This window comes from Mycobacterium sp. (genome assembly GCF_040398885.1).
Taxonomy (GTDB): Bacteria; Actinomycetota; Actinomycetes; order Mycobacteriales; family Mycobacteriaceae; genus Mycobacterium.
In genome coordinates this window covers 1-15,291 of sequence record NZ_JBBATF010000066.1, presented here as the reverse complement: position 1 = coordinate 15,291, position 15,291 = coordinate 1, and the positions used below count along the sequence as shown (strand labels likewise).

The following is a 15,291-nucleotide window of genomic DNA, read 5'->3' as shown; positions in this document are numbered from 1 at the left end:
GGCCCTCGATGCTGGAGTTCATGGACGCCGTCGCCATCAACGCCGTCGAGGACAAACTCAAGATGGGCCTGGACCGGGGCGCCGCGGCGATGATGGTGGCCGCCTCCGACGACCGCGGCCCGGCCGGCGCCGAGGACGCCGGGTTCATGGCAAGGGTGTTCACCGAAGCCGGCGCCACCGAATGCTTCTCGACCGACGACCCGGTGGAGGGTGAGGCGTTCGTCGCGGCCCGGCGGTACGCGATCCCGGCGGTGGAGGCCAAGGGCTCACTGCTACTGGAGGATGTCGGCGTGCCGCTGCCCAGGCTGGCCGATCTTGTGGGCGGGGTGGCGAAGATCGCCGCCGAGGCGGGTCTGACGATCTCGGTGATCGCCCACGCCGGCGACGGGAACACCCACCCGCTGATCGTCTACGACGCGTGCGACGCCGCGATGACCGCGCGCGCGGAGAAGGCGTTCGGCGACATCATGGACCTGGCGATCGGCCTGGGCGGCACCATCACCGGCGAGCACGGCGTCGGCCGGCTCAAGAAGCCCTGGCTGGCGGGACAATTGGGCCCGGAGGCGATGGAGTTGAACCGCCGGATCAAGCTGGCGCTGGATCCGGACGGCATTCTGAACCCGGGTGCCGTGATCGACCCGGCCTGAGGCGACCCGGTTAACCCTTCATGGATTCCCGACATCGAGCGGATGGCGGTAACGCAGACCCGGAAACCGGGCGAAACCGCGGTCGGCGCTGAGCCAGGTTGCGTTGTGCGTCACGGCGTAAGCATCGGCAGTCAAGCCCGCATCGAGCGCTTCGGCGACGGCGGCGTTGGAAGACAGGTCCACTCCGGGGCGCAGGCCTCCGTTGCCGGCGGCCAAGACCGTGTAGCGCTGCGCAGGACGCCGATCACCTGCAACCAATCCGCGGCGCAGGGCGTCCTCCAGGACAGCGGCCACCGTGCGCCCGGACCGGGCGGCCAGCGCCTTGACCTCCCGGTAGAGGTCGTGGTTCAGCCGCGCACCCGAGTGAATCGGTGCAGCACCCACGCCACCGGGATGCTCAGCGCCATCGTCGTCAGCAACAGGCCCGCGGTGTTGCCGGTGTACACCCGCCAGTGCAGCACCTCGGTCATCGCGATCTCCATCAGCACCAGATGCACCAGGAAGATCTCGTAGGAGATCTCCCCGAGCCACACCATCGGCCGACTGGCCAGAAGCCTTGTGTACCAACCAGAATCGCCGAGGGCCAACGGCGCCACCACCAAGGTTGCGATCACCGCGTAGAACACCGTCTTGACCAGGGCCTGCGCCAGTCCGTTCGGCGACGTCTGCGGCTCACCGGCGATCGGCGTGCACACGATCAGGTAGCAGATCAGCGCCAGCGGCACCGCGACGAACCCGTAGGCCCGCACCCCCATCGCGGCCAGGACCGTCAGCATCATGCCGCCGGCGAACCAGGCCAGATAGCCGGGTAGCCACAGCTTGGCGCCGTCGGGCAGGAAGTCGACCGTGTGCACCAGCACCATCCAGGCCGGACTGAGCATGGCCAGTCCGCCGAGTCCGGCCAGTAACAGCCCCGGCCTCCACTGCCGCTTGCACACTACGGCCATCAGCAGGTAGGCCAGCAACGGCAGCGCCACGTAGAACGCGACTTCCACTGCCAGACTCCACATCTGGGTGAGTCCCTGGTGCAGCAGAGCAAAGCCGTAGTTGTCGGTGTAGATCTGGGTTAGCGTCAGGTTGCGGAACAGGCCCCACCAACTGTGGCCCGGGTTGGGGCCACCGTCGCGGAAGTGGTAGACCAGGTATGCCGCCAGCACGGTGACCACGTAGGCCGGCACGATGCGTCGCACCCGATGCCAGGCGTAGCGTCTCACCGAGGGCCCGGCCGCACCGGCGGCGGCCGCTGTCACCCACGGCCGGAACAGCAGGTAGCCGGAGAGAACGAAGAAGATCGACACGCCGATCTCCATGCGGGAGTAGACGAGTCCGACGAACCCGTGGGTGTACTTGCCGGTGGTGTAGGCCGCGTGGGTGGCGACCACCAGCAGCGCCGCGACCGCCCGGACACCGGTGAGCGAGGGCACCCGGTCGACGCGCGACACCGCCTCGAGCCCGCCCTGGTCGACGTCGCCAACCGCTGTCATTGCTCTTTGCGGGGCGGCTTTCCGCCGGAGAACCGCGGTCCCGAGGTCCGGCCGCGGTCGGGTTTGAGGTCGATCGGCACACCCGAGATCCGCGTCTTCTCAAGCTTTTTCCAGGCTTCCCTGGGCAGCCGGGCCGGAAGTTCGACCAGCGAGAAGTCGCTCTTGATGGTGATGTGCCCGAAGTCGCTGCGGTGCAGGCCGCCCTCGTTGGCGATCGCCCCCACGATCGAGCCCGGCCCCACTTTGTGCTTCTTGCCCACCGCGATCCGGTAGGTGGCCAGGTCGTCGCGGACCTTGCGGGGGGCGCGCTCGCGTTCCTCGCGTTCAGGTCTTTCGCGGCGCTTCTCCGGCGGCGGTTCGGTCATCAGGAACTCGGCGCCGTCGCGGCTGAGCACCGCCAGTGCGGCGGCGACGTCGGCCATCGGCACGTCGTTATCGCGTTCGTAGGCCTCGACGAGGCGGCGGAAGGTGTCGAAACCCGGGCCGCCGATCGCACCGGTGATCGAGTCGCGGAACTTCTCCACCCGTTGGGCGTTGACGTCCTCGACCGAGGGCAGTTCCACCTCGGTCACCGGCTGGCGGGTGACCTTCTCGATACTCTTGAGCAGGTGCCGTTCCCGCGGCGAGACGAACAGCACCGCGGTCCCGGAGCGGCCGGCCCGGCCGGTTCGGCCGATGCGGTGGACGTAGGACTCCGGGTCGTGCGGGATGTCGTAGTTCAGCACGTGCGAAATGCGTTCCACGTCAAGGCCTCTGGCGGCCACGTCGGTGGCCACCAGAATGTCGATAGTGCCGTTCTTCAGCGATGCGATGGTGCGCTCCCGCACGGCCTGCGGTACGTCGCCGTTGATCGCCGCGGCGGAGAACCCGCGGGCGCGGAGCTTTTCGGCCACCTCCTCGGTGGCCTGCTTGGTGCGGACGAAGACGATCATCGCCTCGAAGTCCTCGACTTCGAGGATCCGGGTCAGGGCATCCATCTTCCGCGGACCGGCGACCTGGACGTAGCGCTGGGTGATGTTCTCCGCCGTGGCCGTCTTGGCCTTGACGGCCACCTCGACCGGGTCGTGCAGGTACTTGCCGGTGATCTTGCGGATCGCCGGGGGCATGGTGGCCGAGAACAGCGCCACCTGCTTGTACTCCGGGGTGTCGGCGAGGATGCGTTCGACGTCCTCGGCAAAGCCCATCTGCAGCATCTCGTCGGCCTCGTCGAGCACCAGGTAGTCGAGGTGGGACAGGTCCAGGGTGCCGCGCTCGAGGTGGTCGATCACCCGGCCCGGCGTCCCGACCACCACCTGCGCCCCGCGCTTGAGGCCGGACAACTGAACGGTGTAGGACTGCCCGCCGTAGATCGGCAGCACCGTGATCCCCGGCAGGTGCGCGCCGTACCGGCCGAACGCCTCGGCGACCTGCAGTGCCAGTTCGCGGGTGGGGGCGAGCACCAGTGCCTGGGTCTGCTTGGCGGCGGTGTCGATGCGGGACAGGATCGGGATGGCGAACGCGGCGGTCTTGCCCGTCCCGGTCTGGGCCAGCCCGACCACATCGGAACCGGCCATCAGCGCCGGGATCGTGGCCGCCTGGATCGCCGAGGGCGACTCGTATCCCGCCTCGGCGACGGCCTTGAGAACCGCGGGATGAATCCGCAGTTCGGCGAAGGAATTCTCTGGCGGCTCAGGGTTTGTCATTGCGCTGTGAGTCTAGTGCCTGTGCGCGTCGGACCATGTCGGCCGGGGCTGCTGACGGTACCGTGCTGCGGTGTGTCCGATCGGCTGACCACACTGTCGGCGAGCCTTGCCGTCGCCGCCGCGTTGGCGGGTTGCGGTTCCGGCGATTCGACGGTCTCCAAGACTCCGCTGCCCTCGACGCCGGACGCACCGGTGGCGGCCGCGCCGCCCGCGCCGCCCGCCCCGCCCGGCCCGGACCCGTGCGCGGTGGACCTGGCCGCGCCCACGATCGCCAAAGCGGTGTCGGAGCTTCCGCGCGACCCGCGCAGCCGGAGGGGCTGGAAGGCCGAACCGGTGGCCGGCAACTACAACGAGTGCGCCCAGTTGTCGGCGGTGATCGTCAGGGCCGACACCGACGAGGCCAACCCCAACACCCGTGCGGTGATGTTCCACCTCGGCAAGTACATCCCCAACGGCATCCCGGACACTTACGGCTTCAATGGAATCGACCCCACCCAGAGCACCGGCGACACCGTCGCGCTCACCTTCGCCGGCGGGATGGGCCTGCAGAGCGTGGTGAGGTTCCGGTGGAACGGCAACGGCGTGGAACTGATCGGCAACACCCGATGAAACGCGCTGCCGGTCCCGGTGCAGCCGTTGCGGCCCTGGCCGAACCGGGCCCGACAACCGATCCCGGCGGCTGATCTTCACTATGGTCCGATGATGGACACCGGTCCGATGATGGACACCGCCGAGGGAGCCGTTCGACACCGGCATCCGCGGTGGACCGTCGTGGCCCCGATCGCGGCGCTGGCCGTCCTGCTGGCCACCTGGGCCCGCCACGACCATCCGCTGACCCTGACCCTCATCGCGGTCTGCCTGGTCGCAGCCGTGCTCTCGGCGGTCCATCACGCCGAGATGGTGGCGCTGCGGGTGGGTGAGCCGCTGGGTTCGCTGGTTCTGGCGGTGGCCGTCACCGTGATCGAGGTCGGTCTGATCGTCATGCTCATGGTCGGCGGCGGCCCGGGCGCCTCGACCTACGCCCGCGACACGGTCTTCGCCGCCGTCATGATCACGCTCAACGGCATCGTCGGCCTCAGCCTCCTGGTCGGCGCGCTGCGGCACCGCCTGGTCTACTTCAACGCCTCCGGTTCGGGCTCGGCGCTGGCGACCGTGGTGACGCTGGCCGGGGTCTGCCTGGTGCTGCCCGGCTTCACCGTCAGCGCCGAAGGCCCGCAGTACTCCGGTTCTCAACTCACCTTCGCGGCGGTCGCCTCCCTGGTGATCTACGGCACCTTCGTGTTCACCCAAACGGTGCGGCACCGCGACTTCTTCCTGCCGGTGGCCGCCGATCAGCACGGCGGGTTCACCGGCCTCCTCGACGCCGACGCCGACCGGCACGCCGACCCGCCGTCGCGCCGCACGGCGGGGATCAGCCTGGCCCTGCTGCTGGCCGCGCTGGTCGCGGTGGTGGGTCTGGCCAAGCTGCTCTCCCCCTCCATCGAGGGCGTCGTCACCGGCTTGGGGCTGCCCTTTCAGGTGGTGGGCGTGGTGATCGCGCTGCTGGTGCTGGCGCCGGAAACCATCGCCGCCGTGCGAAACGCCGCCCGCGACCACGTCCAGATCAGCCTGAACCTCGCCTACGGTTCGGCGATGGCCTCCATCGGCCTGACCATCCCGGCGGTCGCCGTCGCGATGATCTGGTTACCCGGCCCGCTGGCTCTGGGGCTGGAACCGACGCAGATCGTGTTGCTGACCCTGTCGGTGATCGTGTCGGTGCTGACGCTGGCGCAGGGCCGGGCACTGCTCCTTCAGGGCATGGTGCACCTGGTGCTGCTGGCCACATTCCTGTTCCTGTCCGCCAACCCGTGACCCTCGACCGCCTGGCCGCGATCGTCGGGGCGGCCCACCTGTGCACCGACCCCGACGTGCTGGCCGCCCGCGGCGTGGACTGGACCGGCCGCTACCGCGGCACCGCCGGCGCGCTGGTCCGCCCCGGCAGCGCCGCGGAGGTGGCCGCCGTCTTGGCCGCCTGCCGGGACGCCGGCAGGTACGTCACCGTGCAGGGCGGCCGCACATCGCTGGTGGCCGGAACCGTTCCCGAACACGACGACGTGCTGCTGTCCACCGAGCGGCTGACCGGAATCGGCGCGGTCGACGCCCGCGAACGCCAGGTCCGGGTGGGCGCCGGGGTGAGGCTGGCCGAGCTGCAGCGGGTTGCCGCCTCGGCGGATCTGCTGTTCGGGGTGGATCTGGCCGCCCGGGAGACAGCCACCGTCGGCGGCATGGCGGCCACCAACGCGGGGGGCCTGCGCACCGTTCGGTACGGGAGCATGCGCGACCAGGTGCGCGGACTGGAGGTCGCCCTGCCGGACGGGTCGCTGCTGCGCCGGTATCCGGAGGTCCGCTCGGACAACACCGGCTACGACCTGGCTGCGCTGTTCGTCGGCGCCGAGGGCACCCTCGGCGTGATCACCGGGGTGGACCTGCGGCTGCACCCGGTCCCGGCGCACCGGGTGGCGGCGGTGTGCGGCTTCGCCGACCTCGACGCACTGGTTGCGACGGGCCGGGAACTGTGCGACGCCGACGCCATCTCCGCGTGCGAACTCATCGACGGCCGCGGCGCGCGGTTGGCCGCCGCGCACCTCGGCCGGGCCGCGCCCGTGCCGGGCGACTGGCTGCTGCTGGTGGAGTTGGCCGGCGACGACGACCCGACCGCCGCGCTGGCGGCCGCCCTGGCCGGGGCGCCGATGTGCGGGCCGCCTGCGGTCGGTGTGGACATCGGATCCCGACAACGGCTCTGGCAGTTACGCGAGTCCATGGCCGAGGTGATGGGAATCTTCGGGCCGCCGCTGAAATTCGATGTGTCGCTTCCCATTTCGGCAATCGCGGCGTTCTCGGCCGAAGCCGCAGCGCTGGTCGAACGATATGCGCCGCAGGCGACTCCGGTTCTGTTCGGGCATGTCGGGGAAGGCAACCTGCACCTCAACGTTCTCGGTTGCGCGGCCGGGGACGAGTCACGGCTGTACGGCCCGATGATGGATCTGATCGCCGGCCATGGCGGCAATGTCAGTTCCGAGCATGGGGTGGGCAGCCGCAAACGCGCCTATCTGGCGATGTCACGCCTACCCGAGGACATCGCGGTGATGCGCGCCATCAAGTCGGCACTCGATCCGACGGGGTACTTGAATCCCGCGGTGCTGTTCGACTGACCGGCCCGATCAGGAAGATCGCGGCGAGGACGCCGAACAGCGCCGCGAACGCAGGCAGCAGCATCGACTGCGACATCGCCCGAGCGAACGGCTCGTACAGAAACGGCGGGAGGTTCAGCACGTCGGACTCCCCCGGCGGCGGCGAACCGGCGGGGCCGGGAGGCATCTCGGCGGTGACGCGGGAGGACATGAAGGCCGCCATTCCGGCGCTGCCCAGCACCGCGCCCACCTGCCGGGTGGTGTTGTACACCCCCGACCCGGCACCGGCCAACCGGGTCGGCAGGTTGCGGGTGGCCGTGGCGCTCAGCGGCGCCCAGATGAACGCCATGGCGACCCCTATCGCCGCCATCGGGAGCAGCAGCCGCCAGATCGGGGGGGCCGGGGTCATCTCGATCGACAACCACAGCAACGCGACCGCCAGCGTGGAGAAACCGAAACCGATGATCGGCCGCGGATGGGTGTGGTCCACGATCCGCCCGACGAACGGTGCCAGCACGCCACTGGCCACCGCCATCGGCGCGGTCAGCAGCGCCGCCCGGGTGGGTGTCAACCCGCACACCGACTGCGCGTAGAACATGACCGGCAGGATCATGGCCGTCACCGCGAAACTGATCACCGCGATCCCGACGTTGGCCAGGCTGAAGTCCCGGTCACCGAAGATCGCCAGCGGGATCAGCGGCTCCCGCCGGTTGACCGCCTGCCAGTAGACGAAGGCCGCCATGAACACGATGCCGGTGGCGAGCACCACCCAGATCCACGGCCGCCAATCGTGGGTCTGGCCCTCCTGCAGGCCGAAAACGATCAGAAAAAGACCGATTCCGGACAACACCACACCGAGGATGTCGAAGCGGTGCGGGTGGGTTTCCAGCGCGGGGACCATTCGGGCCGCCAGGACGAGGCCGACGACGCCGATCGGCACGTTGACGAAGAAGATCCACGACCAGCCCAGGTGGTCGACCAGAACGCCGCCGGCCAGTGGGCCGACCAGGGTGGCCACCCCGGCGGTGGCGCCCCACATGCTCAAGGCCACCCCGCGCCGGTCCGGCGGAAAGATCCGGGTGATCATCGACAAGGTCTGGGGGGTCAGCAGAGCCGCACCGAAGCCCTGAACCACGCGGGCGGCGATCAGCATCCCGACCGAACCCGACAGCCCGCACCACACCGAGGCCGCGGTGAACACGGCCAGCCCGGCCAGGTAGAGGTTCTTCGGGCCGAACCGGTCACCGAGGCGTCCGGCCAGCAGCAGGGGAACCGCGTAGGCGAGCAGGTAGGCACTGGTGACCCAGATGACGCTGTCGTAACTGGAGATGCCGAGCGCGGTCATGATGCTCGGGTTTGCCACCGCGACGATGGTCGAGTCGACCAGGATCATGAAGAAGCCGATCAGCATGGCCCACAGGGCGCTCCACGGGTTGAGCGGGGGCGCGGTGGTCATGGGCGCTGATGCTGCCAGCAGACGCCTGACTGCCTCGTGCGGGGGTATACACCGTCATCACCTTGGAGATGAGAGAGGGGTTGCCCATGCACGCAGACCGGTTCCGACATCTGATCACCGCCGCCGGGCCGTTCGTGTCGGTCTATTTCGACGACACCCACGACACCGCCGACGCGGCGGCCCAACTGGGTGCGCGACTGCGTGATGTCCGCAAGCATCTGGAGGACGCCGCCGAGCGGGGGACGGTCGACGCGGCCGTCATCGAGGCGATCGACTCCGCGGTGCGCGCCGGACGACCGCCGGTGGGCCGCAGCGGCCGCGGCGTGATCGCCGCGGGAACCCGCATCGTCCTGGATCAGCACCTGGCCGCGCCGCCCGTCGCGACGATCATCCGGGTCTCGGACCTGCCCTACATCCTCCCCGTCGTCGAGTACGGCATCCCGCACACCGCGTACGCGCTGGTGGCCGTCGACGCCACCGGGGGCGACATCTGCGTCTACGACGACGGCCGCTCCGGCAGCCGCACGGTCGAGGGTTCCGGATATCCCGTCCACAAGGCGCACAAGGCCGAAACCGCCGGTTACGGCGGGCCGCAGGGTCGCGTCGAGGAGGCGGTGCGCCGCAACATCCGGCAGGTCGCGGAGGCGCTGACCGAGCTCAGCGACGACGCCGGCCCGGACGTGGTCTTCATCACCGGCGAAGTGGCCTCCCGCTCCGAGTTGCTCGCGGAGTTACCCGAACGGGTGGCCGCGAAGGCGGTCCAACTGCGGGGCGGCGGTCGCACGGAGGGCACCGACCCGGGGGAAGTGGCTCAGCAGATCTCCGAGCAGTTCGCCGCCCGGCGGCGGGCCGTCGTCGAGGACGCCGTCGACCGGTTCAACGCGGGACACGGCGCCGGTCTGGCCGTCGAGGGGCTCGCCGACGTGCTGGCCGCGCTGCGCGACGGCTCGGTCGACACCCTCGTCATCGGCGACGTCAGCCGGGCAACCGTAGTGGCCGACCGCGAACAGCTGATGCTGGCCGGCCCGGACGCGGCGACGGTGTCGGGCCTCGGCGGGTCGCCGGACCGGGTGCTGCCCGCCGACGAGGCGCTTCCGTTGCTGGCAGTCACCTGCGGTGCGGCGATCGTGCCGGCCGGCGGGCGGCTCGACCCGCGCGACGGGGTGGCGGCGGTGCTGCGCTACGCCGACCCGAACATCGGCTGAAGGGCACTCGGGAGGTGGGTCCATTCGTTAGCCTGGCGTAGCGCCCCGGACCCCAAGGGGCCGATCGGAAAGGCCGACATGAGACTTCGCCGCAAGCAGACCCGACCGGAGAATCTGCCGGCCCGGCCCGAGGACTCGGGCACGACGGCCAAGCTGCTGTCGCACGTCCTGGAGTCCAGCGCGCGACTGCAGGCCCCGGCGGTCAGGGCCTACGTCGGACGGCTGCGCCGAGCCAACCCCGACGCCGGCCCGGCGGAGATCATCACCAAACTGGAGAAGCACTATCTCGCCGCGGTGACGGCCAGCGGCGCGGCCGTCGGATCGGCCGCCGCCTTCCCCGGTATCGGGACCATCGCGGCGTTGTCCGCGGTGGCCACCGAGACGGTGGTGTTCCTGGAGGCGACCGCGGCCTTCGTGCTGGCCGTCGCCGACGTGCACGGCATCCCGGTGGAGGACCACGAACGGCGCCGCACCCTGGTACTGGCCGCACTCGTCGGCGAGGACGGCGACGGCGCGGTCAAGGATCTGCTGGGCGCCGGCCGCACCAGCGGCGCCTGGCTGGCCGAGGCCGAACTCCTGCCACTGCCGGTCGCGGCCCAACTCAACTCCCGGATGACGCAGTACTTCGTGAAGAAGTACGCGATCAGGCGGACGGCCATGGCGTTCGGCAGGATGCTGCCGGTCGGCATCGGAGCGGCGGTCGGCGGCGGTGGCAACCGGATGATGGGCAACAAGATCGTGAAGAACGCCCGCACGGCGTTCGGCGCCGCCCCGGTTCGTTGGCCCGGGACCCTGCGGGTGCTGCTCGGCAAAGACGACGACATGGCCGACCGGCCTGCGATCGAGGGCGCCCGCTGACCCCGGTTCCCCCGGCCGGCACGAGATAGCCTGGTGAGGTCACCGGGTAAAGAATCGAGGCGAGCGTTTCCGTGAGCAGCACGAGTTCACCCTTCGGCCAAAACGAGTGGCTTGTCGAGGAGATGTACCGCAAGTTCCGCGACGACCCCTCGTCGGTGGACCCGAGTTGGCACGAGTTCCTCGTCGACTACCACCCCGAGTCCGGGGCCGACGGTCGGCCGGCGAACCCGGCTACCCGGCCCGCGCCCGCACCCACACCCGCACCCGCGCCCGCACCGGAGCCTGTTCCCGCTCCGGTGGCCGCCGCCGCGCCGGCCCCGGCACCCACTCCCCCGGCCGCCAGTCCCCAGGCACCCGCCCCGCCCGCCCCGCCGGCCTCGGCCGCCGAAGCCCCGGCCGAAGCCCCGGGTGAGGAAACCCAGGTGCTGCGCGGTGCCGCCGCCGCCGTCGTGAAGAACATGAACACCTCGCTGGAGATCCCGACCGCGACCAGTGTGCGGGCCATCCCGGCGACGCTGATGATCGACAACCGCGTCGTCATCAACAACCACCTCAAGCGCACCCGCGGCGGAAAGATCAGCTTCACCCACCTGTTGGGCTACGCCATCGTCCAGGCGGTCAAGAACTTCCCCAACATGAACCGGCACTTCGCCGAGATCGACGGCAAGCCCAACGCGGTAACACCGGCGCACACCAATCTCGGCTTGGCCATCGACCTGCAGGGCAAGGACGGCAAGCGGTCCCTGGTGGTGGCGGCCATCAAAGGCTGTGAGACAAAGGGATTCGCCGAGTTCGTGGCGGCCTACGAGGACGTGGTCCGCCGGGCCCGCGACGGCAAGCTGACCGCCGAGGACTTCGCGGGAGTCACCATCTCGCTGACCAACCCCGGCACGCTGGGCACCGTGCACTCGGTGCCGCGCCTGATGGCCGGGCAGGGCGCGATCATCGGCGCCGGCGCCATGGAGTATCCCGCGGAGTTCCAGGGCGCCAGCGAGGAACGGATCGCGGAGTTGGGGGTCGGAAAACTGATCACGCTGACATCGACCTACGACCACCGCATCATCCAGGGTGCGGAGTCCGGCGACTTCCTGCGCACCATCCACCAACTGCTGCTCTCCGACGACTTCTGGGACGAGATCTTCTTCGACCTCGGCATCCCCTACGAGCCGGTGCGCTGGCGCATCGACAACCCGGACTCGATCGTCGACAAGAACGCCCGGGTCCTGGAACTGATCGCGGCCTACCGCAACCGCGGACACCTGATGGCCGACATCGACCCGCTGCGACTGGACCGCAACCGGTTCCGCATGCACCCCGACCTCGACGTGCTCAGCCACGGGCTGACGCTGTGGGACCTCGACCGGGAGTTCAAGGTCGACGGGTTCGCCGGGGCGCAGCACAAGAAACTGCGGGAAGTGCTGTCCGTGCTGCGGGACGCCTACTGCCGCCACATCGGCGTGGAGTACACCCACATCCTCGAGCCCGAGCAGCAGCGCTGGCTACAGGAACGCATCGAGATCCCGCACGACAAGCCGACCGTCGCCCAGCAGAAATACATCCTGAGCAAGCTCAACGCCGCCGAGGCGTTCGAGACGTTCCTGCAGACCAAATACGTTGGGCAGAAGCGGTTTTCGCTCGAAGGCGCCGAGTCGGTGATCCCGATGATGGATGCGGTGATCGACCAGGCGGCCGAGCACGGACTCGACGAGGTCGTCATCGGCATGCCGCACCGCGGCCGGCTCAACGTGCTGGCCAACATCGTCGGCAAGCCCTACTCGCAGATCTTCAGCGAGTTCGAGGGCAACCTCAACCCGACCCAGGCGCATGGATCCGGCGACGTGAAGTACCACCTCGGCGCAACCGGCACCTACATTCAGATGTTCGGCGACAACGACATCGAGGTGTCGCTGGTGGCCAACCCGTCGCACCTGGAGGCCGTCGACCCGGTGCTGGAGGGCCTGGTCCGCGCCAAGCAGGACCTGATCGCCCGGCTCGACGACGACGGCAATCCGCGCAAGTTCACCGTGGTGCCGCTGATGCTGCACGGCGACGCCGCGTTCGCCGGGCAGGGTGTCGTCGCCGAGACGCTGAACCTGGCGTCGCTCAAGGGATATCGCACCGGCGGAACCATTCACATCGTCGTCAACAATCAGATCGGCTTCACCACCGCGCCGGAGTTCTCCCGGTCGGCCGAGTACTGCACCGACGTCGCGAAGATGATCGGCGCGCCGATCTTCCACGTCAACGGCGACGACCCGGAAGCATGCGTCTGGGTCGCCAGGCTGGCGATGGACTTCCGCGAGAGGTTCGACAAGGACGTCATCATCGACATGCTGTGCTACCGCCGGCGCGGGCACAACGAAGGCGACGACCCGTCGATGACCAACCCCGCGATGTACGACGTGATCGACACCAAGCGCGGGGTCCGCAAGAGCTACACCGAGGCGCTGATCGGCCGCGGCGACATCTCCATCAAGGAGGCCGAGGACGCGCTGCGCGACTACCAGGGCCAACTCGAGCAGGTGTTCAACGAGGTCCGCGAACTGGAGAAGCACGCGGTCGAGCCGAGCGAGTCGGTGGAGGCCGCGCAGATGATCCCGCGCGGGATGAACACCGCGGTGGAAAAGGCGCTACTGGCGCGGATCGGCGACGCCCACCTGGCGGTGCCGGAAGGCTTCACCCTGCATCCCCGGGTCAAGCCGGTGATGGAGAAGCGCCGGGAGATGGCCTACGAGGGCAAGGTGGACTGGGCGTTCGGCGAACTCCTGGCGCTGGGCACCTTCCTGGCCGAGGGCAAGCTGATCCGCATGTCCGGTCAGGACACCAAGCGCGGCACCTTCACCCAGCGCCACGCGGTGGCCATCGACCCGACCAGCGGTGCGGAGTTCACCCCGCTGGATCTGCTCACCGTCAACCCCGACGGCACCCCCACCGGCGGACGGTTCCTGATCTACGACTCGCCGCTGTCGGAGTATGCCGCGGTGGGATTCGAGTACGGCTACTCGGTGGGCAATCCCGACGCACTGGTGCTGTGGGAGGCCCAGTTCGGCGACTTCGTCAACGGCGCGCAGTCCATCATCGACGAGTTCATCAGCTCCGGCGAGGCCAAGTGGGGCCAGCTGTCCGACGTGGTGCTGCTGCTGCCGCACGGTCACGAGGGCCAGGGGCCCGACCACACGTCGGGGCGCATCGAGCGGTTCCTGCAACTGTGGGCCGAGGGCTCGATGACCATCGCGATGCCGTCGACGCCGGCCAACTACTTCCACCTGCTGCGCCGGCACGGCCTCGACGGAGTGCACCGGCCGCTGATCGTGTTCACCCCGAAGTCGATGCTGCGCAACAAAGCCGTGGTCAGCGATCTGCGCGACTTCACCGAACGCAAGTTCTGCTCGATCCTGGAGGAACCGGCCTACACCGACGGCGACGGGGACCGCAGCAAGGCCACCCGGGTGCTGCTCACCAGCGGCAAGATCTACTACGAGTTGGAGGCGCGCAAGCAGGCCGACGGCCGCGACGACGTCGCGATCGTCCGGATCGAGCAGTTGGCGCCGCTGCCCAAGCGCCGGCTGGCCAACACCCTGGATGGCTACCCGAATGCGCGGGAGTTCTTCTGGGTGCAGGAGGAGCCGGCCAACCAGGGCGCCTGGCCGACGTTCGGGCTGAACCTGCCGGAACTGCTCCCCGGGAAGCTCACCGGCATCAAGCGGATCTCCCGTCGCGCGATGTCGGCGCCGTCGTCTGGGTCATCCAAGGTGCACGCCGTCGAGCAGCAGGAGATCCTCGACGAGGCGTTCGGGTAAGGCGCGCAGCGCGGTCGGCGGCGGCGCCGACGCGGTCTTAGTCGATCATCTCGAAGTCGGGCAGGGCGAAGGTCTTGTCGAAGAACGGTTGCAGCGGCGCGTAGAGCCGGAAGTACACGAACCAGCCGTCATCCCCGACGGTCTTCATGTAGTTCTTCTCGAAACCGGCCGGGGCCTTCGCGCCGACGTAGAGGTCGATGCTGCCGTCGGCGTTGACGACGAGGTCGGTCAGTCTGCTGTCCAGGTTCGCGCTGCGGATGTCGGTTCCGCCGTTGTCATAGGCCCGGCGGGTGTTCTCGCTGTAGAGCGTGAGAGCCCAGAACTGGCCCACCGGAACATCTTTGGGGATGCGGAGTTTGTAGGTCTTGTCGGCACGCAGCAGATCGCCCCTGCTGTCGCGCTTGGTGGTCATGTACACCTGGCCGGCCCCGACCGTCGGGTTGACCATCCCGGTGCTGCTGCCCACCGCCTCGTAGAACCAGGTGACCCGTTCGTCGAGCTCCATCCGGTCGGCGGTCTCCTGCTCGAGGGAGAAGTCGAAGCTCTTGTACCAGGACGTGCCCGGCCAGTACGGCTCGGCGAAGCGGGGATTCACCTGCAGGTTGCGGGCCATCAACTCGCCCATTGCCGCGCCCCTGAGCAGGATCTTCTGCTGGCGCTCGTCGGGGTCGAACGCCTTGCCCTTCTCGATGCCCAACGGCAGCAGCATCGCCGTCCACGCCTTGTCCACCGGCCGGACCGGTTCGGCGCCGATCACCGATGACAGGGTGCGCCAGTAGTCCAGTCCCCGGGGTGCGGTGGCGCTCCACTCGACGTCCTTGTCCTCGATGAACCGGGAGGCGGCCAGCGGCCGACCGACCCGGCCCATTTTCATCGTCGACTTGAACGTCTCGAAGTACGCCGGATCCTTGTCGAGAATGCGCAGCAGCACACCGATGTTGTTGGTCGCGCTCTGGCGGACGAAGTAGCCGGGCTTGTCGAACTTCGCC

11 protein-coding genes and 1 pseudogene are annotated in these 15,291 nt (G+C 69.1%); 7 read left to right on the top strand and 5 right to left on the bottom strand.

All coding sequences use genetic code 11. The annotated features are described in order from the left end of the window. Nucleotides 1-647, top strand: a 647-nt coding sequence (locus ADBZ5U_RS08195) for an FAD-binding oxidoreductase (protein ID WP_526264245.1), incomplete at its 5' end; no start/stop codon positions are given. Between the two features lie 18 nt (nt 648-665). On the opposite strand, the gene ADBZ5U_RS08190 is transcribed toward ADBZ5U_RS08195, so the two are convergent. Genes ADBZ5U_RS08190 through ADBZ5U_RS08180 form a run of 3 tightly spaced genes read right to left on the bottom strand, consistent with a single transcriptional unit; the run spans nt 666 to nt 3,813 of the window. Then, the gene (locus tag ADBZ5U_RS08190; protein WP_526264243.1) at nt 666-1,031 is read right to left on the bottom strand and encodes a YlcI/YnfO family protein; all 366 of its coding nucleotides are present in this window, start codon (nt 1,029-1,031) and stop codon (nt 666-668) included. Further along, nucleotides 995-2,131, bottom strand: a complete 1,137-nt coding sequence (locus ADBZ5U_RS08185; RefSeq protein ID WP_526264241.1) for an acyltransferase family protein — start codon at nt 2,129-2,131, stop codon at nt 995-997. Before ADBZ5U_RS08185 ends, ADBZ5U_RS08190 begins: the two co-directional genes overlap by 37 nt. After that, nucleotides 2,128-3,813, bottom strand: coding sequence for a DEAD/DEAH box helicase (locus tag ADBZ5U_RS08180; protein WP_526264239.1), 1,686 nt, complete (start codon nt 3,811-3,813; stop codon nt 2,128-2,130). Before ADBZ5U_RS08180 ends, ADBZ5U_RS08185 begins: the two co-directional genes overlap by 4 nt. Nucleotides 3,814-3,906: 93 nt before the next feature. On the opposite strand from ADBZ5U_RS08180, the gene ADBZ5U_RS08175 reads away from it, so the two are divergent. The 3 genes from ADBZ5U_RS08175 to ADBZ5U_RS08165 all read left to right on the top strand — a co-directional run bounded on the left by ADBZ5U_RS08175 (nt 3,907) and on the right by ADBZ5U_RS08165 (nt 7,004). Continuing rightward, the gene (locus ADBZ5U_RS08175; protein WP_526264249.1) at nt 3,907-4,422 is read left to right on the top strand and encodes an LppP/LprE family lipoprotein; all 516 of its coding nucleotides are present in this window, start codon (nt 3,907-3,909) and stop codon (nt 4,420-4,422) included. Nucleotides 4,423-4,533: 111 nt separating this feature from the next. Then, nucleotides 4,534-5,664, top strand: a complete 1,131-nt coding sequence (locus ADBZ5U_RS08170; protein WP_526264247.1) for a calcium:cation antiporter — start codon at nt 4,534-4,536, stop codon at nt 5,662-5,664. Beyond that, complete coding sequence (locus tag ADBZ5U_RS08165) at nt 5,661-7,004, top strand: FAD-binding oxidoreductase (protein WP_526264237.1); 1,344 nt, start codon at nt 5,661-5,663, stop codon at nt 7,002-7,004. Before ADBZ5U_RS08170 ends, ADBZ5U_RS08165 begins: the two co-directional genes overlap by 4 nt. On the opposite strand, the pseudogene ADBZ5U_RS08160 reads toward ADBZ5U_RS08165, so the two are convergent. Continuing rightward, nucleotides 7,000-8,439 (bottom strand): annotated as a pseudogene (locus ADBZ5U_RS08160) (DHA2 family efflux MFS transporter permease subunit); the annotation flags it as partial. The gene ADBZ5U_RS08165 and the pseudogene ADBZ5U_RS08160 sit on opposite strands and share 5 nt — an antisense overlap. Before the next feature lie 86 nt (nt 8,440-8,525). On the opposite strand from ADBZ5U_RS08160, the gene ADBZ5U_RS08155 reads away from it, so the two are divergent. The 3 genes from ADBZ5U_RS08155 (at nt 8,526) to ADBZ5U_RS08145 (ending at nt 14,302) form a co-directional block, all read left to right on the top strand. After that, nucleotides 8,526-9,644, top strand: coding sequence for an Rv2629 family ribosome hibernation factor (locus ADBZ5U_RS08155; RefSeq protein ID WP_526264235.1), 1,119 nt, complete (start codon nt 8,526-8,528; stop codon nt 9,642-9,644). A gap of 78 nt (nt 9,645-9,722) precedes the next feature. Beyond that, nucleotides 9,723-10,502: a hypothetical protein gene (locus tag ADBZ5U_RS08150; protein WP_526264233.1), complete on the top strand. Its 780-nt coding sequence runs from the start codon at nt 9,723-9,725 to the stop codon at nt 10,500-10,502. A gap of 71 nt (nt 10,503-10,573) precedes the next feature. Next, a complete protein-coding gene (locus tag ADBZ5U_RS08145) occupies nt 10,574-14,302 on the top strand; it encodes a multifunctional oxoglutarate decarboxylase/oxoglutarate dehydrogenase thiamine pyrophosphate-binding subunit/dihydrolipoyllysine-residue succinyltransferase subunit (RefSeq protein WP_526264231.1) in 3,729 nt (1,242 codons plus the stop codon). Between the two features lie 37 nt (nt 14,303-14,339). Here the strand turns inward: ADBZ5U_RS08145 and ADBZ5U_RS08140 are convergent. Then, nucleotides 14,340-15,291: DUF1214 domain-containing protein (locus ADBZ5U_RS08140; protein ID WP_526264229.1), on the bottom strand; the 952-nt coding region annotated here is incomplete at its 5' end.

Excerpts from the sequence above, each read along its gene's own strand:
- ADBZ5U_RS08185 (WP_526264241.1), bottom strand. The coding sequence starts at position 2,131 with ATGACAGCGGTTGGCGACGTCGACCAGGGCGGGCTCGAGGCGGTGTCG.
- ADBZ5U_RS08180 (WP_526264239.1), bottom strand. The coding sequence starts at position 3,813 with ATGACAAACCCTGAGCCGCCAGAGAATTCCTTCGCCGAACTGCGGATT.
- ADBZ5U_RS08170 (WP_526264247.1), top strand. The coding sequence starts at position 4,534 with ATGGACACCGCCGAGGGAGCCGTTCGACACCGGCATCCGCGGTGGACC.
- ADBZ5U_RS08155 (WP_526264235.1), top strand. The coding sequence starts at position 8,526 with ATGCACGCAGACCGGTTCCGACATCTGATCACCGCCGCCGGGCCGTTC.
- ADBZ5U_RS08150 (WP_526264233.1), top strand. The coding sequence starts at position 9,723 with ATGAGACTTCGCCGCAAGCAGACCCGACCGGAGAATCTGCCGGCCCGG.